Annotated in this window: 22 protein-coding genes and 1 pseudogene; 13 read left to right on the top strand and 10 right to left on the bottom strand. The window is 51.8% G+C overall.

Annotated features, from left to right (window positions below):
* The first annotated feature begins 82 nt into the window (after positions 1-82).
* From JUJ53_RS01590 to JUJ53_RS01580, 3 genes are all read left to right on the top strand, one after another.
* On the top strand, positions 83-703 hold the full coding sequence (locus JUJ53_RS01590; protein WP_204150231.1) for a TetR/AcrR family transcriptional regulator: 621 nt from the start codon (positions 83-85) through the stop codon (positions 701-703).
* Between the two features lie 114 nt (positions 704-817).
* Positions 818-1240 (top strand): BlaI/MecI/CopY family transcriptional regulator, encoded by a 423-nt coding sequence (locus JUJ53_RS01585; RefSeq protein ID WP_204150230.1) that lies wholly within the window; start codon positions 818-820, stop codon positions 1238-1240.
* A gap of 20 nt (positions 1241-1260) precedes the next feature.
* On the top strand, positions 1261-2079 hold the full coding sequence (locus JUJ53_RS01580) for a M56 family metallopeptidase (protein ID WP_204150229.1): 819 nt from the start codon (positions 1261-1263) through the stop codon (positions 2077-2079).
* Positions 2080-2637: 558 nt separating this feature from the next.
* On the opposite strand, the pseudogene JUJ53_RS01575 reads toward JUJ53_RS01580, so the two are convergent.
* The 3 genes and pseudogenes from JUJ53_RS01575 to JUJ53_RS01565 all read right to left on the bottom strand — a co-directional run.
* Positions 2638-2922, bottom strand: a pseudogene (locus tag JUJ53_RS01575) (CRISPR-associated endoribonuclease Cas6); the annotation flags it as partial.
* Positions 2923-2926: 4 nt separating this feature from the next.
* Positions 2927-3541 (bottom strand): 2OG-Fe(II) oxygenase, encoded by a 615-nt coding sequence (locus tag JUJ53_RS01570; protein WP_204150227.1) that lies wholly within the window; start codon positions 3539-3541, stop codon positions 2927-2929.
* 45 nt (positions 3542-3586) lie between these two features.
* Complete coding sequence (locus JUJ53_RS01565) at positions 3587-3838, bottom strand: hypothetical protein (protein WP_204150226.1); 252 nt, start codon at positions 3836-3838, stop codon at positions 3587-3589.
* Positions 3839-3902: 64 nt separating this feature from the next.
* Between JUJ53_RS01565 and JUJ53_RS01560 the strand changes: the two genes are divergently transcribed.
* Positions 3903-4136, top strand: a complete 234-nt coding sequence (locus tag JUJ53_RS01560; protein ID WP_204150225.1) for a WYL domain-containing protein — start codon at positions 3903-3905, stop codon at positions 4134-4136.
* A gap of 180 nt (positions 4137-4316) precedes the next feature.
* On the opposite strand, the gene JUJ53_RS01555 is transcribed toward JUJ53_RS01560, so the two are convergent.
* The 3 genes from JUJ53_RS01555 to JUJ53_RS01545 form a co-directional block, all read right to left on the bottom strand.
* Entirely contained in the window at positions 4317-4733 is a 417-nt protein-coding gene (locus JUJ53_RS01555; protein ID WP_204150224.1) for a heme-binding protein, read from the bottom strand.
* Between the two features lie 92 nt (positions 4734-4825).
* Positions 4826-5950, bottom strand: coding sequence for a ring-opening amidohydrolase (locus tag JUJ53_RS01550; protein WP_204150223.1), 1125 nt, complete (start codon positions 5948-5950; stop codon positions 4826-4828).
* A gap of 34 nt (positions 5951-5984) precedes the next feature.
* Positions 5985-6656, bottom strand: a complete 672-nt coding sequence (locus JUJ53_RS01545) for a GntR family transcriptional regulator (protein WP_204150222.1) — start codon at positions 6654-6656, stop codon at positions 5985-5987.
* A gap of 546 nt (positions 6657-7202) precedes the next feature.
* On the opposite strand from JUJ53_RS01545, the gene JUJ53_RS01540 reads away from it, so the two are divergent.
* From JUJ53_RS01540 to JUJ53_RS01520, 5 genes are all read left to right on the top strand, one after another.
* Positions 7203-7673, top strand: a complete 471-nt coding sequence (locus tag JUJ53_RS01540) for a hypothetical protein (RefSeq protein ID WP_239124690.1) — start codon at positions 7203-7205, stop codon at positions 7671-7673.
* A 625-nt stretch (positions 7674-8298) separates the two neighbouring features.
* The gene (locus tag JUJ53_RS01535) at positions 8299-8769 is read left to right on the top strand and encodes a hypothetical protein (RefSeq protein WP_204150220.1); all 471 of its coding nucleotides are present in this window, start codon (positions 8299-8301) and stop codon (positions 8767-8769) included.
* Between the two features lie 538 nt (positions 8770-9307).
* Complete coding sequence (locus JUJ53_RS01530) at positions 9308-10747, top strand: sodium/glutamate symporter (RefSeq protein ID WP_343327872.1); 1440 nt, start codon at positions 9308-9310, stop codon at positions 10745-10747.
* Between the two features lie 187 nt (positions 10748-10934).
* A complete protein-coding gene (locus tag JUJ53_RS01525) occupies positions 10935-12551 on the top strand; it encodes an RluA family pseudouridine synthase (protein ID WP_204150219.1) in 1617 nt (538 codons plus the stop codon).
* A 155-nt stretch (positions 12552-12706) separates the two neighbouring features.
* Positions 12707-13453 carry a sulfite exporter TauE/SafE family protein gene (locus tag JUJ53_RS01520; protein WP_204150218.1) on the top strand — a complete coding sequence of 249 codons (747 nt, stop codon included), beginning with the start codon at positions 12707-12709 and terminating at the stop codon, positions 13451-13453.
* Positions 13454-13819: 366 nt separating this feature from the next.
* Here the strand turns inward: JUJ53_RS01520 and JUJ53_RS01515 are convergent, their stop codons facing one another.
* The gene (locus tag JUJ53_RS01515; protein ID WP_204150217.1) at positions 13820-14392 is read right to left on the bottom strand and encodes a PadR family transcriptional regulator; all 573 of its coding nucleotides are present in this window, start codon (positions 14390-14392) and stop codon (positions 13820-13822) included.
* Positions 14393-14496: 104 nt separating this feature from the next.
* Here JUJ53_RS01515 and JUJ53_RS01510 point away from each other — a divergent pair, with 104 nt between their 5' ends.
* Positions 14497-15819, top strand: a complete 1323-nt coding sequence (locus JUJ53_RS01510; RefSeq protein ID WP_204150216.1) for an efflux RND transporter periplasmic adaptor subunit — start codon at positions 14497-14499, stop codon at positions 15817-15819.
* A gap of 244 nt (positions 15820-16063) precedes the next feature.
* Entirely contained in the window at positions 16064-19138 is a 3075-nt protein-coding gene (locus tag JUJ53_RS01505) for an efflux RND transporter permease subunit (RefSeq protein WP_204150215.1), read from the top strand.
* A 246-nt stretch (positions 19139-19384) separates the two neighbouring features.
* Here JUJ53_RS01505 and JUJ53_RS01500 read toward each other — a convergent pair whose 3' ends face one another.
* A complete protein-coding gene (locus JUJ53_RS01500) occupies positions 19385-20212 on the bottom strand; it encodes a fatty acid desaturase (RefSeq protein WP_204150293.1) in 828 nt (275 codons plus the stop codon).
* A gap of 260 nt (positions 20213-20472) precedes the next feature.
* Here JUJ53_RS01500 and JUJ53_RS01495 point away from each other — a divergent pair, with 260 nt between their 5' ends.
* Positions 20473-21729, top strand: coding sequence for a TetR family transcriptional regulator (locus JUJ53_RS01495; RefSeq protein WP_204150214.1), 1257 nt, complete (start codon positions 20473-20475; stop codon positions 21727-21729).
* Between the two features lie 178 nt (positions 21730-21907).
* The gene (locus JUJ53_RS01490) at positions 21908-23308 is read left to right on the top strand and encodes an acetamidase/formamidase family protein (RefSeq protein WP_204150213.1); all 1401 of its coding nucleotides are present in this window, start codon (positions 21908-21910) and stop codon (positions 23306-23308) included.
* Positions 23309-23520: 212 nt separating this feature from the next.
* Here JUJ53_RS01490 and JUJ53_RS01485 read toward each other — a convergent pair whose 3' ends face one another.
* Together JUJ53_RS01485 and JUJ53_RS01480 are read right to left on the bottom strand one after the other, a co-directional pair.
* Positions 23521-24093: a phosphate-starvation-inducible PsiE family protein gene (locus JUJ53_RS01485; RefSeq protein ID WP_204150212.1), complete on the bottom strand. Its 573-nt coding sequence runs from the start codon at positions 24091-24093 to the stop codon at positions 23521-23523.
* Positions 24094-24145: 52 nt separating this feature from the next.
* Positions 24146-24469, bottom strand: a complete 324-nt coding sequence (locus tag JUJ53_RS01480) for a Mo-dependent nitrogenase C-terminal domain-containing protein (protein ID WP_204150211.1) — start codon at positions 24467-24469, stop codon at positions 24146-24148.
* Positions 24470-24993: the final 524 nt, after the last annotated feature.

Here is a 24993-nt window from a genome sequence, read left to right as displayed (position 1 = left end):
TATGTCTTTGATAATACTATACGGTATAGTATAGCTGTGAGATTCCACGATAAAGTTTGTGTTTCTTCATTCATCAACCCCCATGACGCCGTCCCCAGATTCCACCACCGGGTTAAAGCGAGCCCAAATTCTCCAGGGTGCCCTAGAAATTTTTCTGCACCAAGGCTATGAGGGCACTAGCATGGATCGGGTGGCGGCGGCGGCCGGAGTCTCCAAGATCACCATTTATAAGCATTTTGCCGATAAAGAAGGCCTGTTCACCGCGTTGATTGAGCAGGTCACCGCCCAACGTTTCAACCAAGTCTTCGGCACTATCTGCCTCGATGATTCCCCTGCTCAGGTCTTGCGGCAGATTGCCCAGAAATTTTTAGCTCTGCTGGCGGTAGATGATGAATATGTGGCCTTTTTGCGGCTGATCATTGGAGAATCAGGTCGTTTTCCGGCCTTAGCTCAGCTTTTCATTCAATCTCTACCCCAAAAGGTGTGGCGTAGTCTCACGCACTATTTTGACTCCCATCCTGATTTAGCGATCGCTCATTCAGACGCCGTGGCCCGAATTTTTACGGGCACATTACTCAGCTATGCCATGACCCAGAGAATTATGCATGGCCAGCATATTGCCCCCATGGATCCAGATCTGTTGATCGACTGCTTGATCGGTCTTATTCTGGCTCCACAGCCTATCCCCCCTGAAGACCTCTAAGGCCCATCCAGCAAGCCTCAGATGGCACAGCTTGCCCGATGAAACCTGAAGCAACCACCTTCCCGTCTAGCAACCTATGGTCTAGACTCAACATAGGACATCGTCATGAGTTAAATGTCTCCTTTACCAGACTATTCCCCACAGCAACTACGGCTTGGGCCCCTAGAGGCTGAAGTCATGGACATTATTTGGCACCACAATCCGGTGACCGTGCGGGATATTCACGATCAGATTTTGAGCGATCCCGATCGCGAGTTAGCCTACGCCTCGGTGACAACGGTGCTGAACCGCCTCGAAAAAAAGGGATGGATTACCCGGCAGCGCCAGGGCAAGCTCTACTATTGGCGATCGCGTCTGTCCCGTGCCGATGCCCAAGTTTTGCAGGCCCATCATCAGCTTCAGGCCTTTTTAGCGGTGAGTAATCCAGATATTGTGGCGGCATTTGTGGATAGCCTGGATGCCACTAGCCTCGAACAACTGGATGCGATCGCCCAGCGTTTACATAGCCTCCGGCAAACGCGGGAGTCGGATGCATGATGCACCTAGGACTAATCATCGTGTCTCTCACGGTTGCCTGTGGAATGCGGCTGTTTTGGTGCAGGGATGGATCTATGCTCCAAGATTGGCAACCGACCCTTCTTGGGTTTCTTGTGCCGGCTCTCTTGCCGATCATGACTGAAATTGCCATTGTTTGCATGGGCCCACGCGGGCATATGGTGATGTATTGGGAAGGATGGTTGTCCTACGGTCTGTCTGCTGGAATTTTAGTGATCGCCCTCGTCTGGATGCTGAAGTTAGCGATCGATGGGTACCGGGCTCTACAGTCTGTGCGCAACTGTGAGCGATCGCAGATAGGTCATTACACCTGCCGTATTTTAGAACTGGAGTTACCCTACAGTGCTCAAGTAGGCTTTTGGAATCCTGAATTAGTGGTCAGTCGAGGGCTGCTTCAGGCTCTTGATGAACCTCATTTACAGGCCGTGTTGGCCCACGAGGCTGGACATCGGCACTATCGAGATACGTTCTGGACTTTCTGGCTAGGTTGCTTACGACGGCTGACAGCTTGGCTGCCTGAGAGCGATCGCCTCTGGCACGATCTGCTGCTACTACGAGAAATCCGGGCTGACCGCTGGGCAACTCAGACTGTTGATCCCATTGTGTTGGCTGAAGCCCTGATCCAGGTTGCCCAAGCGCCGCAGTCGCTTTTCTCAACCGTCGCCGCCGAGTTTAGCCTTACCCTCATGGGCGATCGCATCACCACTCGCATTCAGGCCTTGCTGACGCCTGCCCCGCCCCAAACAGCGCACCATCCTGTTCAGTGGCTTTGGTTTTTGGTGGCGTTATTCCCGTTGCTGATCGTACCGTTTCATTATTGAGCCTTGAGCCCCGTCCTGTTGCCCCGCGTGGCAAACCCGCAGACGGTTATCCTCACTCCAAACATCAGCGCTGATTGGGTAGCCTGTAGATATAGCAATCGTCATCTTGATAAGGATATGCTGCATAGGGTTTCCCGCTGTCGCTATCTCCTGAATCAAGGAGCTGGAACCATTCTGGTTGATGGGGTGTGGGTTGATCCACAGCCGTTGTTCTAACGGGGATGGCTATTGCTAGGATATCTAGGACTCAAGACAATACACTATGCTATCATTAGCCACACTCGCCTTATTCCTGGTCAGCTTCATCGCGATTATCGTTCAATTTGCAGCGATGTAGACAAGTTTATCCATCCGCTGCGGTCTGGAATCAAGGGCGCTTCTTTGATTTCCATGTCCCTCCATAGCGATAGTCAGCGTGATCACCAAGGCCAACCCAGCAATCTGAACAAACGAACTGCCATGTCTGTGACTTGATCCACTGCACGCGATATAGGGTTGCTTGAACCTGTTGGCAGCGATCGCATTCTTTCTGGCGTTTGCGATGCTTCACTGAAAATGACCAAATAACTGATCATCTAACAACGAGATTCGCCACCAACATGGCGTTCCCGCTGCAATCGGATGCTTATGCTGATAGTCCAAAATGAGCGATCGCTCTGTTGTCGTCTGTAGAGGACTGAGGATACATGCCTTGTTGGACGATTGTCCATGCAGGCGATCGCCTAGCTCCTGATCCACCGAACTCACCAGAGTCAAAAATAAGGCATGGAGATGTTTACCGCTGAGATATCCCGGCTTAATGGGCGATCGCGGCTGTACATTAAGAATCAGGCTATGGGGCATGGGTCTATGGTTTAGATTTTGCTACGTTGGATGACATCACGCGAGATTCAATGGTAAAGATAGGAATATCGCGCAACTCTGAGTCTGTTAGATCATACTGTTCACAAACCAAACTGAGACGCATTCCAACGCTATGCACAGCATTCACGGAATGGGTTAAATTACCTTGAAAGTGCAGTAATGTATTCACCTTAGGCTTGATTTGACCTACCTGTTGCCGATGATTCCGCAAGATCAAATCCCCACCGTCTAGCTCAGGCGGTACTTGGACATAGAGCACCGTTACCCAAGCTGGCGGATCAATGGTTTTGCAGTATGACCGCAGGGAGCGATCGATGTGAGGATCGACCCGAGAACCTTGGCTGAGCAACAGAGGATTCAGGTAGAAAGCATTGCAGTCGGGCTTCAGGGCCTTGGCTAGGTAGGGCTGGAAAAATGGAAACTGCCGCTCTACCTCAGATATACCCTCGCATTTGAAGACAACCGAAAATCCCTTGGTTTTTACGAAGTCGCGGTTGAGGTTGTTGATGGAAAAATAGGGGCAAGCTTGAATCTTGCTGCCTAGATTGCTGAGATACTCAGCAGGGAACGCGTTCGGTGTCTTTTGGAAGTAGGGCATCGGGCAATGGCAATGATAACAACGTGGTCAACGAGGACGGTTGTATCATGCAATCCAAAACTCCTCGTCATCTGTGCATTTTAAACGAATTCCTGCAGAGGCGATCGCTAAAATGCCAGCTAGACTGGTAAAAAATAGATAATCTTTGGATGTCAAGCTATCGAAGACCTTGATCGGATAACAGTCTAACCCTTGCTTACGGAGACGGGCGATCGCCCAGGAATTTTGGGCAGATTTAGAAATCGCGACTCCGGGGATGAGCGTTTTTTCGATGACCAAGGGAGTTGGCCGAATCATGTCTCCTTGCATTCTGGTGATGTGGCAATTTTCAAATGCATAGAGTTTATTCAAATAGACATTCTTGAACTCGTCTAAATCCCCTGCCTATGAGTCGAAGACGGGGGTCGATGTGGTCAACGAATGGCACCCAGAGCGATCGGAGGTGCGGCGAGTGGTGCGCCAGGTAAGCAATACATTTTGGTTATGTCGAGAGCTCTTGCGCTATGGCGATGATTGTGAACTGATTGCTCCTCAGTCTGTACGCGATCGCTTTCGGGATAAAATTCTCACCTTAGCTCAGCGCTATCAAGACTAAGAAAAACGGGGGTTAGCCATAACCCCCGCGGCAGCCCAACTTGTTTGGCTACTACAGTTTTCTCGATGTTCTCTATGGAATCATGGAATGTGGCGTCCGAGCGATCGCAGCCGCCCAGATAAGCGATCGCTCTCTAAAACTGTGTTGCCTGAATGAATACTGATCTAGACAAGGTTATTTCTAACTGAGGACAGCCATCAAGGCATCAAGTCCTGCCTGGCCTACCTCCACATCTTGATCTCCTGTACCAGAGCCAACCCCGATCGCTCCCACCACTTGTCCATGAATTACAATCGGTAGACCGCCTTTGAGGTTTGTTAATTGCCCGCCCGTGGCAAAGGCAAGCTTTAGCTCCACATCCCCAGGGACACCCCCGGTAGGAACGCGGGACGAGGCCGCCGTGATGGCTTTTTGGGTGGCAGACAGTTGGCTGAGCACCTTGGCACCATCCATGCGCAGGAACGCTAGCAAATTACCGCCAGCATCAACGATGGCGATACATTGGGGAACGCCCATGGATTCAGCTTTAGCGATCGCCCCCTGTAAGATAACCTGCGCTGCTGCATGAGTTAATTCTTGAGTTGAACGTAGATACATGGCATAGCCTCGTAGATAAAAATATTATTCTGAGATGGTGTCAACCCTAGGCATCACAGGTCAAAGTCATCCATGGGTGTTGAATGGAACGGCTAGACCGTGCCGTCCTCGCGTACAATTGCCGCAATCAGGTTACTGCCTGGAGCCCCCTGATGTTCGTTACCCGCAGATGCCAAGATCATGGGATCCCCCACCACCGACGCTACCACTGCATTCGCCACGGCCTTGGCGACAATTCCGGCATAGCCTGCCAGAAAATCGCTGTGCATCGTATGGCGGCGATCACGCACGGCCGATACTGCGTCAGCTCCGCAGTTCACAAACATCTGCACAATCCGCTGCTGATGCTCCGGCGTGAGCAGTGTCGTGACCTCTAAGCCAGCGCTAGATAAGGATGCATAGATGCCCTGGCTGTCAAGCTGATCCACCATGACTCCGTGCCCAACTCGATAGGGACTGATAGAGCGATCGCTATTCCCCATCACTAAAACCCGACAGGCTGATTGTTCACCCCCAGCCGAAACCGATCCCTTTTGGGTAAATAAGGAGCGATCGCGATTGACCACGTCATCACTAAGCTGATCGATGGTCAGTTCCTTCAACGCTAAGGCAATTCCCAAAGCACTGGCTCCCTTGGAGAAGGAACTGGCCTGCCCTAGATTACTGCTCACCACTGCCATGCCCCGCTGCGCCGCGTCTTGTAAGCGACCTGGGGTCATCGCTGGACATTTAACTTCCACACAGTGAACATCCGCTAAATCAGTGATGCCCGCTTGGGCGATCGCCTCCTCCACGGCAGCAGCGACGAGCTTGATTTGCGTCAGCGTGCCATAGTCTTCCGGCAGCAAGACACGGGTATTGGCCACACCCACCGTGAGCCGTTTGCCGCTGGGTGGACTGCTAGGAGCAGCAACGGTACGCCGGGTAAAAACCGTATAGTGAGGACTCATCAGCCCACCACAGAGACCGATCATCATCATGGGAATCCGATCAAATACTGCCTGGGGGGTAAGATGTAAATACTCCGAGAGCAGCAGTTGCATACAGAGGGCGCTGTAGCCTCGGGCATAGCCGGTGCCCTCTGTTTGGGCAATGATGGCTACGATATCGTCAGCAGCGATCGCCTTTGTTTCCAGTAACTGCTGTAAGCCACTGACATCGTCTGGGGCAGCCATGGGTAGACGATAGACACCGGTTTCAGTCCAAGTTGATTCCATGCAAAACTCCTGAGGGGATGGGAAAAGAGATCGGTTACTGGGGGGCAAGCACTATGCGAGCTGAGTCTAGGGTTGAGTTAATGTGGCTGAGCAACAGGTGGGTGGCCTGATCTACGTCCTGAGCGCGGTAGGCAGCAAGAATAGCCCGGTGTTCGGCATCGGCGGAGGCACGCTGGCCAGGATGCTGGGTAAACGATAGATTGATATAGAGGGTGGCAATATCAGACAGGCGTTGGAGAATATTATGTAAATGAGAGGTGGGGATGGGGCCGTAGAGCAGCCAGTGGAAGTCGCGATTCAGCACAATCCATTCGGCTTGGTCAGGTTCGGCGTCCATCTGATCCAGCAATGCTTCAGCGGCCTGCAGTTGGGCATGGGTCACCTGCCCCATACTTTTACGTACGGAGAGGGGGATGAGAGCAGCACGAATATCAAAAATTTCTTCCAGTTCCACCAGGGTAGGGGTATGAACCACGGCTCCGCGAAAGGCATCTAGGTCAATCAAGCCCTCACTGCTCAGTTGCCGCAGAGCTTCACGGATGGGGGTGACGCTCATATGCAAAGATGCCGCTAGGTCAGCCTGAACCAGACGAGTGCCGGGGGGTAGATGCCCTGCCAGAATCAATCGTCGCAGGTGCTGGGTGACATTTGCCTGGCTGGTGCGAGGACTGGGCGCAAGGTTAGGAATCGTATGTTTGGTGGCCATGGGATTCTCATAGTACAAGCGATCGCTCCTCAACCGGCGGCAACTGGCTATCTAAGGTCATCAGAAACTCCACAAAAGAGAGGTTTCGCCATCCATAGGACAACGGGATGCTGCAATTGAGTTGGTGTTATATATTATATATCATATATGATCTAAGCTTGACTAGGGTAGCTGAAGGCGATCGCCCCATGCTTGTCTATAAAGAATTGAAACGTTTGATCCATCTCTAGTGATTACCCATTGTTGCCTTGGGCACACTAAGCCCAGTAAGACATCGCAGAGTATGGCCATCTCTGCATCCATCACCCCTATGTCCACTGCGTTATATCCCCCACTCTACAGTTGCAGACTACGGGTATCAGGTTGGCTCACGGTCTTATGAATCACCATCCCCCGGATGATTGCTCACTTGCTTGAGGCGATCCATTGAATAGAAACTTGAGCTCCTTGCAGTGCATTCACCTCAACGATTTAGAAAAAAGAACGCTTCTGTTTTTTACGTTCAATCGTTTCCATTCCTTTTAGGAGAATTTAGGAGAATTAATGATGACTACCCAACTCCTCCGTCCAGAACTCGGCGACTTTAGCAGTATCGTATGCTTCAAGGCTGTTATTGTAGGCGTCGAAGAAGCCCTAGGAGAAAAAGCAGCAGCGATCGCGTTTTTAGCAGCCGGTCGCCTACGGGGTAAAAAATTAGCTAAAGACTTAAATCTTAGCAATGCCAACCTACCACTCGATCAAGTTGCCGTCTTGTTGAACAAAGCCTTAGGAAAAGATGGCACTCGCCTATGCCTTGTAGACAGCATCCTTGAAGTTGATGAAACGTATCAAGTTTTTTGTCGAGAAACGGTCTGTTCCGCCGGAGAGCCCCAAGGCTCTAACCGTAATTTGTCTTTTACTCTCGGTGCAGTGCAAGGTGCTCTAGAAGAAATCACTCAAAAACGGTTGCGGGGCAAGCAAATTGCCTCGGTCTTACGGGGCAGTGACCATGATGTCATTGAGTTTGGAGTTTTATAGCTATGGTCATCAAGATTGTTTAACATGTTCTCTTTTCCACGCTATTTATCCTATTCTTTACCTAGGAGAGTTGTTTACCTAAGAGAAGACATCAAGCTAGAATCAAACAGCTTCCGATCTTAGCAACAGGACTACATGAAAGAGATCCTGTGAGTACGTTTACCGATCTAGGCAACACCTTAATCCTGATACGTCACAAAGCGTAGTCTGATGCATCCCTTCATGAGGAACCTACTAGACGTCATTATCCTAGCAGCCCTCACCCCAAGCTTTCTCGTCACCGGAGAAGGGCTAAGATTCGTTGACGTTTCAAGGTTAAACAAGGCTAGCGTGGGAGAGATCCTATAGCTCTTGTATCGGATTTAATATCAGTCCATCTGATCAAGACCTTAATGCTAAAACCTTCGAGATTTAAAGGTTTTGAGGCGTTGCTGAATACAAGTATGAATGGCTCAATCCGCCCTCACCCTAGCCCTAGGGAGAGGGGACAGGAGTTCTAGCTCCCTTCTCCCTGGGGAGAAGGGTTGGGGATGAGGGCAAATCATATAGCAATTCAGCAATGTCGGTTTTGACATTCAACTATGACCAAAGTCTTTCACTTTCTTTCCCTTTAGGAGATTTTACAATGAGTACCAACCTGCTTCGTCCAGAACTTGGTGATTTTAGTAGCATCGTATGTTTCAAAGCTGTTGTAGTAGGCGTCGAAGAGGCCCTAGGAGAAAAAGCAGCAGCGATCGCTCTCTTAGCTGCTGGTCGCCTACGAGGTAAGAATTTAGCTAAGGAGTTACAGCTTAGCGCTTCTAATGCACCGTTGGATCAGCTAGCAGCTTTGTTAAATAAGGCTCTAGGAAAAGATGGCACCCGCCTATGCCTCGTAGACAACATCCTTGAAGTTGATGGAACCTATCAAGTTTTTTGTCGGGAAACGGTCTGTTCTGCTGGGGAACCCCAGGGTTCTAACCGTAATTTGTCCTTTACTCTCGGTGCAGTACAAGGAGCTTTAGAAGAAATTACCCAAAAACGGCTGCGGGGCAAGCAAATTGCCTCGGTTTTACGGGGCAGTGACCATGATGTCATTGAGTTTGGGGTGCTGTAACCATTCTGGGTGACGCTATCAAATCTGGTTATGCCATTGATTCAAGGCTGCGGCAGTCCTGGATACCAATAGTCCCTTATCGAGGGAGGCGAAGCGGGGGATTGAATGCGGGCTGTTACAGTCATGACCATTCAGCCGGATTTGATAGGAAGAGGCTAATAGTTCTCACCCTACCGGTGTTGCTGGATAGCAGTGTGATTCCACAAATGTTGCATGGAGTTCAGATCTCCTGGCTATAGGTTCATACCGTGATTCAGCAACGCCCATGGGCAACGGAGAGGACAGCTAAAGCTTTCAAGCTTCCCTGATGCCAACTCGCTAGATCGGGATATATTCTCGTCAACATTCTGCACTAGCATGAGCGATCGCTAAATTGTAGGTCAAGGTGTGCCTTCGGTTACTGCAGAGTTGGGGCTATCCATAGAGGATGTTGGAACCTTAGACGGTTTTGAGGGTTTTGGGTTGAGCATGCCGTTTCGACCTTTGACCCACAAGATACTCCATCTATAACTTAGGAAAACATCAGGGAGAAGAATCTGTGTTCAACCTACGCACGGCAATGTTTGCCTTCATCCTGCTGGCACTATTGCTGCTGGCAGGACGTTTTGTAAAACAACGAAGTCGATGGTGTCAGCGTCTCTATCTTCCCTCCTCCATCATGGCTGGAGTGCTGGGTCTACTGCTGGGGCCGGGAGTTTTGGGGGCGATCGCTACCTCCATTGGGGGTGAGGATACGCTCTTGGCTGGCGGTTTATTTTCCCCGGATATTAGTGCCGTCTGGTCTCAGATGCCGGGGGTCTTTATCAACGTGGTGTTTGCGGCGCTGTTTTTGGGTGAATCAATCCCAGCTCCCCGCGATATTTGGCGTAAGGCCGCGCCCCAAGTTGTTTTTGGCCAAACCTTGGCCTGGGGGCAGTATGTGGTGGGTCTCTTGGTGACCATTGTGATTTTGATTCCCCTGTTTGACATTAACCCCATGGCGGCGGCCTTGATTGAAATTGGTTTTGAAGGAGGGCATGGCACGGCGGGCGGCATGATCGAAACCTTGTCGGATCTTGGCTTTGCCGATGGGGGGGACTTGGCTCTAGGTCTGGCAACCGTGGGGATTGTGTCTGGTATTGTCTGCGGCACGGCCTTGGCCGACTGGGGACGGCGCAAGGGCCATGTGTCGATGCTCAACCGGGATGTGACGGAGCCGGCCGAAATTCCTGACCTGAATGTGTTGGCTGAAACGCCTGAAATTCGCCAGCAGCGGGCTAGATTATTGCACAACCTGCTGATCGATCCTCTGTCGATTAATGCGGCGATTGTGGGGGCGGCGATCGCGGTGGGTTGGCTGATGCTAGAAGCGCTGAAGTGGATTGAGTCGGTGACCTGGGGGCAGGCGGGTTTTGCCCTATTTCCCTTTGTGCCGCTGTTTCCCTTGGCTCTGATCGGTGGCATTGTGGTGCAGGTGATTCTCAACCGTCTGGGGTTGGGGTCTTTGATTATCCGTCCTATGGTACAAAATATTGCCGGGGTGGCGCTGGATGTGTTGATTGTGGCCGCGATCGCCTCCATTTCTCTGCAGGTTATCGGCGCAAATCTCGGTGTATTCCTGGTGCTGAGCGTGGTGGGGGTATCGTGGAATGTGCTGATCTTTCTCTGGTGGGCCCCTCGGGTTTTTCCCACCTACTGGTTTGAGAAGGGCATTGGCGACATGGGTCAATCTATGGGGGTTACGGCTACCGGCATTTTGCTGATTCGTATGGTGGATTCAGATAACCACACCGGCGCGTTTGAAGGGTTTGCCTACAAGCAACTGTTTTTTGAACCGATTGTCGGCGGCGGCTTATTTACAGCGGCGGCTCCGGCGTTGATCAATCGTCTGGGTGCAGGGCCCATGCTGGCCATTACTAGTGGGCTACTCCTGTTTTGGATCGTTGTTGGCTACAGCCTAATCCGCCAAGCCCGACGGCCGTCCATGGGGGAAACCTAGCGGTTTCTGATGACCGGGCGGCGAGATTGTGGAATGCTCAGGGATATGGGATAATCTTACATATCTTTCTTACCTAAGTAGAAAACCTTAGCCGCGATCGCCGCCCCCATCCAAGCATCCTTTCTAGTCACGAAGACGGCAATCGCAGGATCTTGCTCCCGATTCAGTAAGCTGTAACCGTTTGTCCATGACCGTTGCTCTACCCCTAGCGCTGTACGAACCAGAAGCGATCGCCCCCCATGAGGCACCGTGCGCCGCCTACTGGTATGAGGGACGCTGTCCGAGCACTGGGGACTGGCTGCGACTGCCGCGATCGCCCTTGGCAGAATCTGTAGCGCGGCGGGTAATGGATGAGTTGGCGGTAGATCCCATCTGTTCTCAGGAGGGCAAGATGTATGGGGTGCTGCTGGCTGCAACGGCAACGGCAGAGATCCAAGTGCTCAAGGCGTTTTCAGGAACCCTGCAGGGGCAGACTGATCGCCCAGGTTGGGTGCCGCCTCTGCCGGCTCGTCAGACCTTAAGGACGGCGGAGATTGAGACACTGCACCAGCTAGAGCAGATGAAACAGCAGCTTCAGGAGCTGCACAGCTTACCAATACGCCAGCAGTATGCAGAGGTGAAGCAGTTCTGTGATCAGCAACGGCAGCAGATGGGCGATCGCCATCGGCAACGGCAGCAGCACCGACAGCAGCAGCGCGTTGTTCTCCAGCAAACTCTCCTAGGAACAGAGCAGGCGATCGCCCTTGAGTCCTTAGATCAGCAAAGCCGTCAGGATGGAAGCGAGTTGCGCCACCTGAAACGCCAGCATCGCCAGCAACTGCAGCCGTTGGAAGAAGCGATCGCCCAAGCCGATGCCCAGATGCGTCAGATCAAGCAGGCCCGCAAGCAGCTATCTCGGAGCCTGCAGAGTCAGCTCCATGAGGCCTACCAACTGACAAACTTTGCTGGAGAATGGCGATCGCTGCCTGATCTAAACCCTCACCTGCCCAGCGGCACCGGCGACTGCTGTGCTCCCAAGCTGCTCTACTACGCCGCCACCCATCAGCTCACCCCCTTGGCCATGGCTGAATTTTGGTGGGGGCCATCCCAGGGCGATCGCGTGGCGGGTCGGTTTTACGAAGCCTGCGCTGACCGTTGCCAGCCGCTCATGGGCTTCATGCTGTCAGGGCTATCCCAGGCGATCGCCTCCCAGCCTTCCCTGCCCATCCTCTATGAAGACGACTGGCTAGTGGCTGTAGACAAACCAGCAGGATTACTTTCCGTACCAGGACGAACCAGCGATCGCCAGGATAGTGTCCTCAGCCGCCTTCGCTCTCGTCTACCCCACGTGACTGCCGTCCATCGCTTGGATCAAGATACCTCTGGGGTGCTGCTGCTGGCTAAAACTCCGGAGAGCGATCGCGCTCTGCGGCAGCAGTTTCAAGCTCGCCAAGTGCGAAAAACCTATGAAGCCATCGTCATCGGTCACGTTGCCACCGATCAAGGCCACATCGATCTGCCTTTGCAAGCAGACCCCGATCATGCCCCTCGCCAGCTCGTTCACCCTCAGGGAAAAACCAGCCATACCCACTATCGCGTCGTCGATCGCCAGGGCGATCGCACCCGCCTAGAATTTGCACCCATCACCGGTCGCACCCATCAACTGCGCGTTCATGCCGCCCAGGGGCTGGGTTGTCCTATCTGGGGCGATCGCCTCTATGGCGGGGGGGTGGCCGATCGCCTGCACCTCCACGCCCATCACCTCACCCTTTGCCATCCCCATCGCCAGACTTGGCTGACCCTCTCAGCGCCTCTGCCCTTTTGAGGCTCACCTAGCTGATCTCGATCAATCTTTATGGGCAGGCGATCGCTCTGCGAGTAGAATTGTAACAACACATTAAAATTTGACTTCAAACACTAAGAAACTTGGTGGTTATGTCAACGCTTAATGGGTTACCTCCATCTCACCTGCGTAACTCCATGCCATTGCTGCTCCTTGGACTCGTCAGCTTTCTTGCTTGGTTTGTCAGTATGTTGTCGGGGGGCGGCAGTCCCCTCATTTTGATTCCCTTGGTTAGCCTATGGTTTGGCGCGCAGGCCGTTGCGCCGGTGATCACCGTGGGAATGCTAGTGGGAAACGCCCAGCGCTCCATCTTTTTCTGGAATCGCATCGACTGGAAGCTAACGCTCTGGCATGTGCCGGGTACCTTAATTGGGGCTGTTCTGGGAGCCTATGCGTTCAAGGAAATTAACTTGGAATGGCTGCAAGCAATTATGGGCATTTTGCTGATTGTGATGGCGGTGACGGCGTTCATCAATCAATCGCAGCTTCGCATCACGATTCAAGCCTGGCAGTTCTTTCCCCTTTCACTGATCAATGCCTTTATCTCTAGCCTTGTAGGAAGTACGGGCCCGATCCTCAATCCGCTTTATCTTAGCTATGGATTGGAAAAAGAGGATCTCATTGCCACCAAATCGATCACCGTCACCCTCATGCACAGCCTGAAGCTGATTAGCTACCTGGCGCTCGGTATTCTCAGTTGGCAGTATGTGGGCTATGGATTGGTGGTGGGGCTGGCGGCCATTCCGGCAAACTGGCTAGGTAAGTATGTCCTCTATCATATGAGTCGTCAGCAGTTTCGCCACGCCATTCTGACATTTGTAGCTCTCAGTGGTGTATTGATGCTGTGGGAAAATCGCGGAGAACTGTTCTTGTTGATCACCTAGATTCAATCTAGGATGAGTCTCAACCAGGCTGACCACAGCTAAATGGGAAGACTTAACTGTTGGCAAGCATTTCAACGTTGCTCAAGGCTCCAATTCTTCATGAGAAGAGGGTTGAGCGACGTCGAAACCCGGCAACTTAGCTTCATTGAATGGGATCCACCTACTTGTGATCCTGGTTTTGATAGCATTCCTATGCTAAGCGTGGGAATGCTTTTGCGACTCTTCTCCTGCGGCTAGGTCTGGGTGCATGAGAAGAGTCGCAGGAGCGACCAAGACAGGTATCAACGCGGGAGCGCTGGCACTGTACCTTTGTTTAACCTGAGAATTACTGACTCAGCAACACCAGACTTGTCAGTCAACCAAGTCTCAACCAGACTGACCACCGTTAGGATCTTGGTTTTCAGCCATGCTATCCAGCCACTCGATCGTCTCATCACACCAAGCAATCCAGTCGGCTTCATAGTGGATGCCTCGCCGCAGCGTGCGATAGATAAACTGCATAGCAAGTGATGCAGATCCTAGATCCTGGAAATAGTCCTGCTCGGTTTGCTGATGGTGTTGAAGGCGAAGCTGGTGATACTGCCGTCGCCGCTCTACCTCAGCGCGAATCACCGTTCTATCCACCAAGTAGCCTGCCAAGACCTTCACCAACAGCTCTTCTCGTATCGCTGCTGGGTTCGAGGGTTGCACAAGCCAGTCTTTTAGAACGTTGAGCCCTAGTTCGGTGACACGATAGAGCTTTTTATTGGGGCGATCGCTTTGGATGACTCGCTCTCCTTCAATCCAACCCTGCTCTTCCATGCGGCTTAATTCCCGATAGATTTGCTGTTGGCTGGCTTGCCAATAGCAGGAAATGCGTTCATTGAAATCCTTAACAAGCTCATAGCCCGTGGTGGGATGGTGTACTAGGTTAGCCAGGATGGTATGGGAGAGGGACATAGACAGTACTTGACAGGTATATGACTCTAGAATACACTGACATGCATACTCAACAAATTTAGTATGCAACTATTTAGCTAGTCAACTTGTGTTTCAGAGGAACCATGACGGAAACTCAGACAAAAGCAGGACAGTTGGCCATCAGCCATCGGCGACGATGGCCGTCTAGGATAGCCATCGCTGGAGCCTTGTTGAGTGTAGGTGGGTGGGTGGGACTGCAAGTCCTACCCGCTTCGGAGGCATCTCGTCAGAGTTTGGCCTCTGAGGCGGATGATGAGATGATTCTGCCGGTTGCGACCTTGGTCATTGAGCCGGTGCAGGCCTATGATGTGGAGCGAGCCTATACCGGTGAGATTCAGGCGCGACGCAGTAGCGAGTTGGGGTTTGAGCAGGGCGGTGAAGTCACCCAAATTGCGGTGACGGAGGGGATGGAAGTAACCGAGGGCGCGCCATTAGCTTATCTCAATACCCAGACCCTAGAGACTGAGCAACAGGCCGTCTTGGCTCAGCTCGCTGTGGCCCAAGCGCAGCTCCAGGAACTAGAGGCCGGGCCGCGTCAGGAAGCGATCGCGGCTGCGACTGCAACGGTGGACGACATTCGCAATCAACTGGATCTGGCAGAACTGCTTCACCAACGGCGGCAGATGTTATTCACAGAAGGAGCGATCGCTCAACAGGATTTGGATGAAGTGACCTACCAGGTCGGATCCTTGCGGGCCCGCCTCACGGCTGCCCAGCAGCAGCAGCAGGAACTGCAGACGGGGACGCGCCCAGAGCAGATTGTGGCCCAAGAGGCCCGCATCCAACAGCTTCAGGCTAACCTAGCAAGCCTAGATGTTGCCCTGGGCCAACGCGTTCTCTATGCACCGTTTTCTGGACACATTGCCCTGCGCTACGTGGATGAGGGCGCGGTGGTTGGGTCTGGAGAACCAGTGCTGCGGCTGGTGGAAACTGGATCTTGGGAGGCGAGAATTGGGGTGCCGCCTCAGCATGTGCCAAGGGTTGGATCGGCTCAAACGGTAGCGATCGGAGATAGGTCTTATCCCGCTCAAGTGCTTTCGGTCTTACCTGAAGTTGATCCCGCGAGCCGCACTGTGACGGTATTACTAGATGTGGATATGAATGGTGTACCGTCGGGACAAACAGCTCGGTTGATGATTAGCGATCGCATCTCCAGTGACGGCTATTGGGTGCCCACAACAGCTTTAGTACCAGGAGTACGGGGATTGTGGACTGTCTATACCGTCACGCCAGATGAAGATGCTCAAGAGCCAGCGCGTTTTCTCGTCAACCGGCAAGAGGTAGAAATTTTGCATATGGAAACCGAGCGAGTCCTTGTACGAGGTACGCTGCAGCCAGGCGATCGCTTGGTGGCTGAAGGTTCTCAGCGTTTGGTGCCCGGTCAGATAGTCAGGTTACATCCTTAAGAATCTGGTGCTGCTGAGTCAAGGCATAACCTTTAACCTAGCAGTGCTGAAGCCTCCTGCAAAGTTCTGCGGAATCATACTTATTCAGTAACGCCAATAAACTCTAGGGCGTGTTTTAAAACTCATCCAAACTCTGATTCTCTCGTAGGAAAGATCAAGGGGTTTAGCAGGTTTTAAAACAGAGCCTAGCCTATCTGCTGTTTTCTGCAACGATCAAGCAAGCCTGTTAGCCTGGATCTCAGTCATGTCAAATCTGTTTTTCCGCAATGTACAACTGTTGATCTTGACACTGGTCATGATCCTTCTATGGGGTGCTAGCTCATTCTTATCCCTGCCGCGTTTAGAAGATCCAGAACTGACGGCCCGTAATGCTACAGTAACGACCCTTTTTCCGGGAGCCAGTCCGCAGCGGATCGAGACGTTGATAACCGATCCCATTGAGCAAGAGCTGCGAGAACTGGACGCTATTGACACCATTACATCGACCTCTCGTCTGGGCATTTCTGTGATTGAGGTGGAACTCAAAGAGGCGATCGCGAACGTGGATGAAATTTGGTCGCAGGTGAGAGATAAAGCCTCGGATGCTATGGCTCTATTGCCGGCCGGAGCCTTGGAACCAGAGGTAGATGTTGCCAATGTTTCTGCTAATGCTTTGATTGTAGGACTGGTGTGGGATTTGCCAGAGCCTCCAAACTACGGAGTCTTGAGCCGTTTAGCAGAAACACTTCAAGAGGATCTACGCGGCATTCCAGGGACAAAAACGGTGGAACGGTTTGGGGCGGCTGAGGAGGAGATCTTGGTGCAGGTGGATCCTGTACAGTTGGGGCAACTGGGCATCACGCCACAGATGCTGGCAGCACAGTTACAGAGCAGTGATGCTCGGGTATCTGCCGGTCAGGTGCGTGGTCTTGAGAATCAACTATTGCTGGAGCTTCAGGGAGAGCTGGATTCTCTGGAACGCATCCGCCGTACCCCTATTCAGTTCGGTACTGACGGTCAGTTTATCTATGTGGGCGATATAGCTCAGGTGAGGCGCAGCATTCGTGAACCTCTACCTGAGAAGGCACTGTTGGATGGGCAGCCTGCGATTGCGATCGCTGCTCAGGTGGAATCCCAGGAACGTTTAGATGAATGGGCCGTGATGGCTCGTTCAAAATTACAGACGTTTCAAGCCTATCTTCCCAGCGGCATTCAACTGCAGGTGATTTTAGACCAAAGTCGCTATGTGGAAACCCGCTTGAATACTGTTCTAGGTAATTTATTGATTGGGGCAGGATTAGTCATCCTTGTAACTTGGGTGATCATGGGCTGGCAGTCATCTTTAATTGTGGGGCTGGCATTGCCGCTATCTTGTCTTATGGTGTTTGGCATGATGAACCTGCTTAGAATTCCTCTACACCAAATTTCGATTACGGGACTGATTATTGCGTTAGGTCTGTTAATCGATAACGCTATCATCATGGTAGATGAGGTAAAAATTCGCCTGGAATCTGGTCTAAAAGGCTCACAAGCCGTGGAACAGAGTGTGCGGTTCATGGCAGTGCCGTTGCTGGGATCTACGCTAACCACAGTCCTGGCTTTCTTGCCGATTGCCCTAGCACCTGGGGGTGTAGGAGAGTTCACGGGCACGATTGGCACAACGGTGATTTTGGCATTAACCAGTTCATTAATCTTAGCGTTGACGGTTATTCCATCCCTGATGGGACGCCTACATTATCTAGGGGGTGCTTCAGGAACAGCCTGGTGGCAGATCGGTTGGCACTCGCCTTGGCTAGCTCAGCTCTATCACAGATCGCTGAAGCTTACCTTTCGCCGTCCTGTTTTAGGTATTCTTCTGGGTCTAGTGCTGCCGATTCTCGGATTTGCCGTTGCCCCTCTTTTGCCCCAGCAGTTTTTTCCTCCTGCCGGACGGGATCAGTTTTACATTGAGATGCGTTTGCCGATTCAGTCTTCGCTTGCAGCCACAGAAGCCGTAGCTGACCAAGCCTATAAGAAACTCGTAACCTATCCTGACGTGCAGCAGGTGAGTTGGTTTTTAGGTGCGGCTGCTCCCCGCTTCTATTACAATGTCTTGGGTGGTCAGCAAGACTCTCCAAACTATGCTCAAGCGTTGGTGCAAGTCTATCAAACTGCCGACGCAGATCTTATCCAAAATTTACAGCAAGATTTGGATGCCACTCTTCCTTCTGCTCAGGTCTTGGTTAGGCAATTGGAACAAGGGCCTCCCTTTGAAGCACCGATTGAACTGCGACTCTATGGCCCAGATTTAGAACACCTGCGATCTCTAGGAGACCAGATCCGCGAAGTTCTGACCCAAACGCCACAGGTGCGTCATACCCGTGCGACCCTCAGCGAAGCGTTACCTAAACTTGGGCTAATCCTAGATGAGGAAGAGACCCGTCGTATTGGGCTGACGAAATCAGAGGTTGCTGCACAGCTAGATGCCTATTTAGAAGGAGTCGTGGGTGGCTCTATTCTTGAAGATAATGAAGAAATGCCCGTGCGGGTGCGGGTGGGCGATGAGGAGCGATCGCGTCTGGATACCATAGACTCTCTCGATATTGTGGGACAGCAACGGGTTCCTTTTTCCACCTTAGGACAGATGAGTTTAATGGCCGATCAACCTGCGATCGCTCGCCGCCAGGGACAGCGGGTGAATACCATCCAGGCCTATGTCACGGCTGGGGTGTTGCCCTCTCAGGTTCTTGCAGACTTTCTAGATCGCTTGGAACAGAGTGACGTGAGCTTGCCGCCGGATTATCGTATCGAGTTAGGAGGGGAAGAAGATGCGCGGGGTTCCTCGATCGCCAACCTACTCTCTACGGTGGGGGTACTTTTCGTGCTGATGGTTTCAACCCTTGTGCTTTCCTTTAATTCCTTTGCGGCAGCAGGACTTATCTTAGCGATCGCTGGCTGTGCTGCCGGATTGGGTCTAGGTGCCCTGTACATTTCAGGCTATCCCTTTGGTTTTACAGCTATTCTGGGTACCCTAGGGCTTGTAGGATTGGCGATTAATGACTCGATTGTCGTGCTGTCTGCTCTGCGAGATCATCCGCTAGCACGCCATGGCGATGTACAGGAGGTGATTCAGGTCGTAGGTCGTTCTACCCGCCATGTCATTGCCACGACATTAACGACTTTGGTAGGTTTTGTCCCGCTGTTATTTGACGCGACCGGATTTTGGCCACCCCTAGCAATCTGTATCGCTGGAGGTCTAGGCGGTACAACGATCTTAGCGCTATATGCGGTACCTAGTGCCCATTTATTGTTGAACGGTTCACAACGACGATCTCGTGATTTAGAGCGCATCTCAACGTAGTCCCCACCTTATTGTCTGCTTGAGAGCAAGATTCAGGCGAACGTATAGGATGAATAAGATGAATCTCGGTGTTGCTGCACTAGAAGATAAATGTTTAGCTATAGGGTCTGGAACGGTATGCCCAATTCTCTAAAATCATACTGCTATGCAATGCCAGATTAATCTCATCTTAGAGCGATCGCTCCATAGAAAACTGGGCCATGGTTGACATAGCCCAGTTGGTTGATTCATATCAAGTGTAATGATCTATGCCTTTTTGGCTGGGAGATCTGGGGGCATAATCACCCGCTTGGCAATCCCCATCATTTGCAAGCCGCGAATCACCCACCAGGTTGGATCCACTTCCCACCAAGTTAGGCCAGCCTTTGCAACGTTGGGGTAGGCGTGGTGGTTATTGTGCCAGCCTTCGCCATAGGTCAACAGCGCTGCCCACCAAAGGTTCCGGGAATTATCGCTAACGTCAAATCGACGGTAGCCCCACTTATGCGTTGCCGAGTTAATGAGCCAAGTAGCGTGCCAGACGAGGACTAACCGTACCGCGATGCCGTAGATGACAAACGACCAACCGCCTAGAGCATAGAGAGCCACACCTAGGGGCACCTGCAGGAGCAGGAAGTAGCGATCCAGCCATTGGTAGTAGCGATCGCGGGCTAGGTCGGGAACATATTTAACTAATTCTTTACGATCAAAAACGCTGGGGCGATCATAGAATAGCCAAAGGATATGGCTCCACCAAAAACCTCGACGGGCTGAATAGGGATCCTTATCTACATCTTCGGTGTACATGTGATGCTGACGATGTCCAGCAACCCAGAACGTTGGCCCGCCTTGAACCGCCAAAGCCCCCATGGTGGCAAAGAAGTATTCCACTGGCTTGGGAACGCGGAAGCTGCGGTGGGTGAGCAGACGATGGTAGCCAAGGCAGATACCGATGCTAGCGCAGAGCCAGTGCAAAACAAGCATCACGCCTAGGGCAGACCAAGAGAAGAACCACGGTGCGAGGAGCGCCACAGCATGGACAGTGCCGAAGAAGAAAATGCTGACCCAATGGATCGGGAGCGATGAGGGATCCATGGGTGCGCTCTGGGGAGAGCGATCGCTCTCAGACAGAGGACGTGGGGCAGATTGAGGGTTTGCTGTCATAGTCAGTTGACATCTCAAGGGTGAAGGATCATAAGCGCTCAACCTTGCTCGACTGCTCCGGTGAACCCTTGGCGAGAGACCAGGGTTGGGGAAGATGCGATACAGTGGATGCAAGTGATGCTTACACTGTGACTATAACAACCCTCGCAGCAAAATTGCAAGTAATACTTACATTTTCTTTAGAAAGACCCATGTCAGAGTCTCGACCTTCTACCCATGAACGGTTGATGCAGGCTGCTCTTAGCCTGTTTCTTCACCAAGGAATTACCGAAACCACGACGCGGGAAATTTCTGATCAGGCTGAGGTGAATGAAGTCACCCTGTTTCGTCATTTTAGAAGCAAGCATGGTTTGCTATTGGCGCTGTTGGAAACCAGTCATGGAGAATCCTTCAAGGCGATCGCTCCGGCATTTTTGCCCCTGCCGAGTAGTTTGTCTCAGGCGTTGCGGAGCTATGGTGCAGCCTGGTTGCAGCAGTTGGAAGCAGTCCCCGAATTTGTGCGATCGCTGGTGGGTGAGTCGGGGCTCTATCCTCCAGAGACTCGCCAAGCTCTGGGCCAGCAGCTTCAGCAGATGAATCGCTATACCCAGGACTATCTGCAAGTAGCACTGTCACACGATCCCCAGCCCTTGACCGTGCCGCTGGAAACGGTGGCGGAGTTTTTGAACACGCTGGTGTTGGGCTACGCGGTGCTGGAATTGAGTAGCGATACCCATGGTTTTCTGGGAGGCGATCGCGATCGCTTTTTGGATCAACTGCCGACCTTAGTGTTAAACGGTGTGTTGGCTACCGATGCCTCGTCCGCCTTGCCCTCTGCCCTGGTGCTGCATCAGCCCTTAGGGGATGTGGTGGTAGATTTGCCGCCCGGGCTAGTGCGATCGCTGTTGTTGCGGGCCAAGAAACAGGGGACTCAAGACTATGCCATAGCCTATATCCTATTTGGAGCGGGGCTACGACCAGGGGAAGTGATCGCTTTGGAGCGATCGCATCAGGTGAGTGATAGCCAACAGCATCTGATTCAAGTGATGCAGGACGATATCCGTCAGGTGCCGCTCAATCGATGGATTTTGGGCCATCGCTATGGTTCCCATACCCGAAACCCGTTGACCCAATGGCTGAAGAGCCGCAAGGATGATCATCCTAGTCTATTTATCACGGAGGAGGGCGATCGCTGGTCGCTGGCAGCCTTACAAACTTGGTGGCAGCAGCTCACGGATGGCCTGGTAGCCCCCAATGGCGCACCTCCCCGTCTTGATCAAGCTCGGCAAACCTGGTGCATTGAAATGTTGATGCGGGGTATGAGTTTGGAGAACCTCAGTATTTTGACAGGGGAGTCGATAGACCAGCTACAGCCCTATGCCAGGCGATCGCGGGAACGGATTGCCCTAGAGCAAGCGATCGCCATCGATCAAAAAGGGACTGTGCGGGAGGATGGCGGTTTATCCTAGACAGATAAACTTATCTTAGCTAGGAAAGATTAGGCTGCTGAGATAGACTCTGCCCGGAGCTGGATAGCTATTTTCTCCGTGGAAGCACTCATGAAATAGATATCCATGATACAGACGGGATCTCCCCAATCAAGAAGCATGGAGACCGTACACCCGCGTCAATCCTTGTTGGAGAAGAATGGTTGAAAACCGAAAAAAACGCTGGCTAAGAACTTGGTCAGTGCTCTTTGTTGCAACGCTAGCGCTATGTTTAGGAGCCAGCTTCCTGCCCGCTGGTCAAACCGCTGCTAGTGACGGCATTCCACCCCTGGAAAGCAGCCTACCCACAACCTGTAGCACCAGTACCGCGAGCCCCCGCCACTACAAGGTCGCCGCTAGCCCTGAAACGGTGCATTGGGGCTTCTACAGCAAGAATCTAGCCCCGATTATTTCCGTCAATTCCCAAGACTATGTCACCCTGGAAACCATCACCCACCATGCCGGTGATGACTACGATCGCATGATTGCGGGTGACCCGGCCATTGAGAGTATCTATCATTGGACAAGTGACGAGAAGACCGTGAGCGATCGCGGCCCCGGCGTTCACATTCTCACGGGGCCTGTATATGTCTGTGGCGCAGAGCCCGGCGACCTATTAGAGGTGCGCGTTGTCGATCTAAAATTGCGTCCCAGCGGTAACCCAGACTATGCGGGCAAAACCTTTGGTTCCAATGCCTCCGCTTGGTGGGGTTTTCAATACGATAACTATAAAGACGATCCTAAGCCTCGGGAAGTGATTACCCTCTATGAAATGGACGCTACCGGCGAGCTAGACTACGCCACCGCCGCCTATCGCTATGTTTGGACACCCCAAACCACTCCAGATGGAACCGTTCACGACACCATCGACTATCCCGGCATTATCGTTGACCACGACACCGTGACCGAAATTGACGATACCCTAGAGGGCGTCAAAATTCCCCTGCGGCTGCACCTAGGCTCTATGGGTGTTGCCCCTAGCGAGGTTGACGTGGTGGATTCCATTCCGCCCAGCTACTTTGGCGGCAACATCGACAACCGCAACATCGCCATGGGTACCGCCATGTACTACCCCGTATCCGTACCGGGTGCCCTATTCTCCGGCGGTGATGCCCATGCCTCCCAAGGAGACTCGGAACTGGATGGCACGGCGATCGAAACGTCGATTACTGGAGTATTTCAGTTTGTGCTCCACAAACAGGCTGACCTCCCTGGCACAATTCTAGAAGGGGTCAATTATCCGCTACTGGAAACGCCAGATTCTTGGATTGTTCATGGCTTTACCTATCCCAACTATCTGGAAGCTCTGGGAGAAGATGCCCAATCCAAAATCTATGAATTGTCGTCTCTCGATCCAGCCTTGAAAGATAGCTCGGCCAAGCTACGCGACTTTTTGATGAATGGCATGAACCTCACGGAAGATGAAGCGTTTTCGCTGATCACCGTCGGTGCAGATTTTGCTATTACCCAAGTGGTGGATGGCAACTGGGGCGTTCATGGTATTGTACCCAAGGGAATTTTTGATCCAGACCATGTGAAGCCCAAGCCCGCTGATAGCTAGAGGTCATGAATGACGCTAGGTCATGGGTCTAACTATCTTACGTTAAGGTAGTTAGATTCGATGTTCTAACAGAGCGATCGCTCTTCCTACGCTAATGGGTATGGTAGGGAGCGATCGCTCTTTGAGTCACCCCAACTGCATGGGCAACGGGGAAATAGTACCGATACACTTGCTCAAAGCTGATAAGAGTGGCATGGTTCTAAACCAATGCGTTATTGTGAGTTCCTGAGTTGGTCTGACAATACCTCTGTCCTTGGGGGGGTAAAAACGGTCGATGAAGACGAGACAGGTTTTTCTTGCTGATGAAGACGTGAACGATGCCTTTCTGATATTAATTGCTCTGGATCAATGCCATCAAATGTTGGAGGTAACCAAACTCGAATAATCAGTAGTGCGCCCAACACCAGCAGAAATACGCAGGCGACTAAAACTTGCACCCAAGGGGTCTCTAAAACGCCTCGTACGATGATTTCCCTAAGCACTGAGACGATTGAAACTTCAACAGCTACCCCAATAGAAACTCGGTGTTCCTGTAAATAGATAATCAGCAGACGAAATAGCTCAACCAGAATGAGCAAAAACAAAATGTCTGATGTGACTGGCTGAAACTGTAATGGAGGCAGGAGCGACAACACCATCTCTCGCAACTGCAAAACCATAAAGCTGAATAGCCCAATACAAAGGCAAATCACAATCAAATCTTGGACGGTTTCTAATAGCCGAATAACATAGCTATTGTTAAGCCAGCGATACCAGGGAAGCGTTGAAGGGCGAGGATTAGTCATAATATTCTGAAAAAAATTGAGCTTGAGAATGACTGCTTAAGGTACTGGAAACTTAGCAATAGTGACGGACATCGTTAGGGCATTCTTCGGCTAGATAGGTGAGCGCTCGAAAGCGTAGACCAACCACTTCTTCATAGAGCGGGTTAAGTTTGCAAAGAGGCGGAATTTTGATGGATAAACGATTTCCCAGGCATATTTCTCGCTCGAAAGGGCATTGAGCGGGAATGATTTGACAAATTAAACGGGCCTGGGCGAGATTGTGAATGGCTAATTGGTTGAGCCACTGACGAAGCGGCTTGACTATATCCCATGAAAAGGAACTAGTGCTCTGCCAGCCATTCTTTAGCACAGATCTGAAGATGGATGAGTTCAACATGGCGTTAAGAAGGAGGTACAACGGTTACCTCACAGACTAGCTATAATTTCAGCAAATAACACCTCTTCTTTTATATAAAATTTAGTTATGTTTGATAATGTTTGCTTAACTCTCCTCTCCGCGATCGCTCTTACTCTGTGTGCTCCCATCATTCTGGAATTTCGTGGGTGAGTTCGATGATGCTAGGGCTCCAGAAAACACCTAGGCGTTGGGCCATGACCGATACCGCAGTGTAAAGGTTGTATGAACATTAGCGTTTCAAATGGAGCGAGTGTGGTTTTCTTATGATGATCCCTCAAAGGGTCTAAAGGATCAGGTATGCTGACGTGGCGATGGTTGAGCGATCGCTGATGCATTCTCAGCCCACCGCAAGGAATAGCTGGAAGACAGGCATGAGCTTGCTTCAGTTCACGTCACTGGTAAGGAGATTCTTTCAATGGCTTTAGTATCGACTAGCGATGGACGCTGGGGTGTTTTGCGGAATGGGCGGCTGCGAGTTCAAGGGCAAGATAGGACATTCATTG

The organism is Leptolyngbya sp. CCY15150 (assembly GCF_016888135.1).
In the GTDB taxonomy this organism is placed as follows: Bacteria; Cyanobacteriota; Cyanobacteriia; order RECH01; family RECH01; genus RECH01.
The sequence above is the reverse complement of the archived record's forward strand: the minus strand, read 5'-3'. Positions and strand labels throughout refer to the sequence as shown.

What these genes read in the sequence shown, in the direction of transcription:
- JUJ53_RS01500 (WP_204150293.1), bottom strand. Translation starts at nt 20,212, where the DNA reads ATGGATCCCTCATCGCTCCCGATCCATTGGGTCAGCATTTTCTTCTTC.
- JUJ53_RS01495 (WP_204150214.1), top strand. Translation starts at nt 20,473, where the DNA reads ATGTCAGAGTCTCGACCTTCTACCCATGAACGGTTGATGCAGGCTGCT.
- JUJ53_RS01565 (WP_204150226.1), bottom strand. Translation starts at nt 3,838, where the DNA reads ATGATTCGGCCAACTCCCTTGGTCATCGAAAAAACGCTCATCCCCGGA.
- JUJ53_RS01540 (WP_239124690.1), top strand. Translation starts at nt 7,203, where the DNA reads ATGACTACCCAACTCCTCCGTCCAGAACTCGGCGACTTTAGCAGTATC.
- JUJ53_RS01485 (WP_204150212.1), bottom strand. Translation starts at nt 24,093, where the DNA reads ATGACTAATCCTCGCCCTTCAACGCTTCCCTGGTATCGCTGGCTTAAC.
- JUJ53_RS01490 (WP_204150213.1), top strand. Translation starts at nt 21,908, where the DNA reads ATGGTTGAAAACCGAAAAAAACGCTGGCTAAGAACTTGGTCAGTGCTC.
- JUJ53_RS01590 (WP_204150231.1), top strand. Translation starts at nt 83, where the DNA reads ATGACGCCGTCCCCAGATTCCACCACCGGGTTAAAGCGAGCCCAAATT.
- JUJ53_RS01550 (WP_204150223.1), bottom strand. Translation starts at nt 5,950, where the DNA reads ATGGAATCAACTTGGACTGAAACCGGTGTCTATCGTCTACCCATGGCT.
- JUJ53_RS01585 (WP_204150230.1), top strand. Translation starts at nt 818, where the DNA reads ATGTCTCCTTTACCAGACTATTCCCCACAGCAACTACGGCTTGGGCCC.
- JUJ53_RS01535 (WP_204150220.1), top strand. Translation starts at nt 8,299, where the DNA reads ATGAGTACCAACCTGCTTCGTCCAGAACTTGGTGATTTTAGTAGCATC.
- JUJ53_RS01505 (WP_204150215.1), top strand. Translation starts at nt 16,064, where the DNA reads ATGTCAAATCTGTTTTTCCGCAATGTACAACTGTTGATCTTGACACTG.
- JUJ53_RS01555 (WP_204150224.1), bottom strand. Translation starts at nt 4,733, where the DNA reads ATGTATCTACGTTCAACTCAAGAATTAACTCATGCAGCAGCGCAGGTT.
- JUJ53_RS01570 (WP_204150227.1), bottom strand. Translation starts at nt 3,541, where the DNA reads ATGCCCTACTTCCAAAAGACACCGAACGCGTTCCCTGCTGAGTATCTC.
- JUJ53_RS01525 (WP_204150219.1), top strand. Translation starts at nt 10,935, where the DNA reads ATGACCGTTGCTCTACCCCTAGCGCTGTACGAACCAGAAGCGATCGCC.
- JUJ53_RS01515 (WP_204150217.1), bottom strand. Translation starts at nt 14,392, where the DNA reads ATGTCCCTCTCCCATACCATCCTGGCTAACCTAGTACACCATCCCACC.
- JUJ53_RS01545 (WP_204150222.1), bottom strand. Translation starts at nt 6,656, where the DNA reads ATGGCCACCAAACATACGATTCCTAACCTTGCGCCCAGTCCTCGCACC.
- JUJ53_RS01520 (WP_204150218.1), top strand. Translation starts at nt 12,707, where the DNA reads ATGCCATTGCTGCTCCTTGGACTCGTCAGCTTTCTTGCTTGGTTTGTC.
- JUJ53_RS01480 (WP_204150211.1), bottom strand. Translation starts at nt 24,469, where the DNA reads ATGTTGAACTCATCCATCTTCAGATCTGTGCTAAAGAATGGCTGGCAG.
- JUJ53_RS01510 (WP_204150216.1), top strand. Translation starts at nt 14,497, where the DNA reads ATGACGGAAACTCAGACAAAAGCAGGACAGTTGGCCATCAGCCATCGG.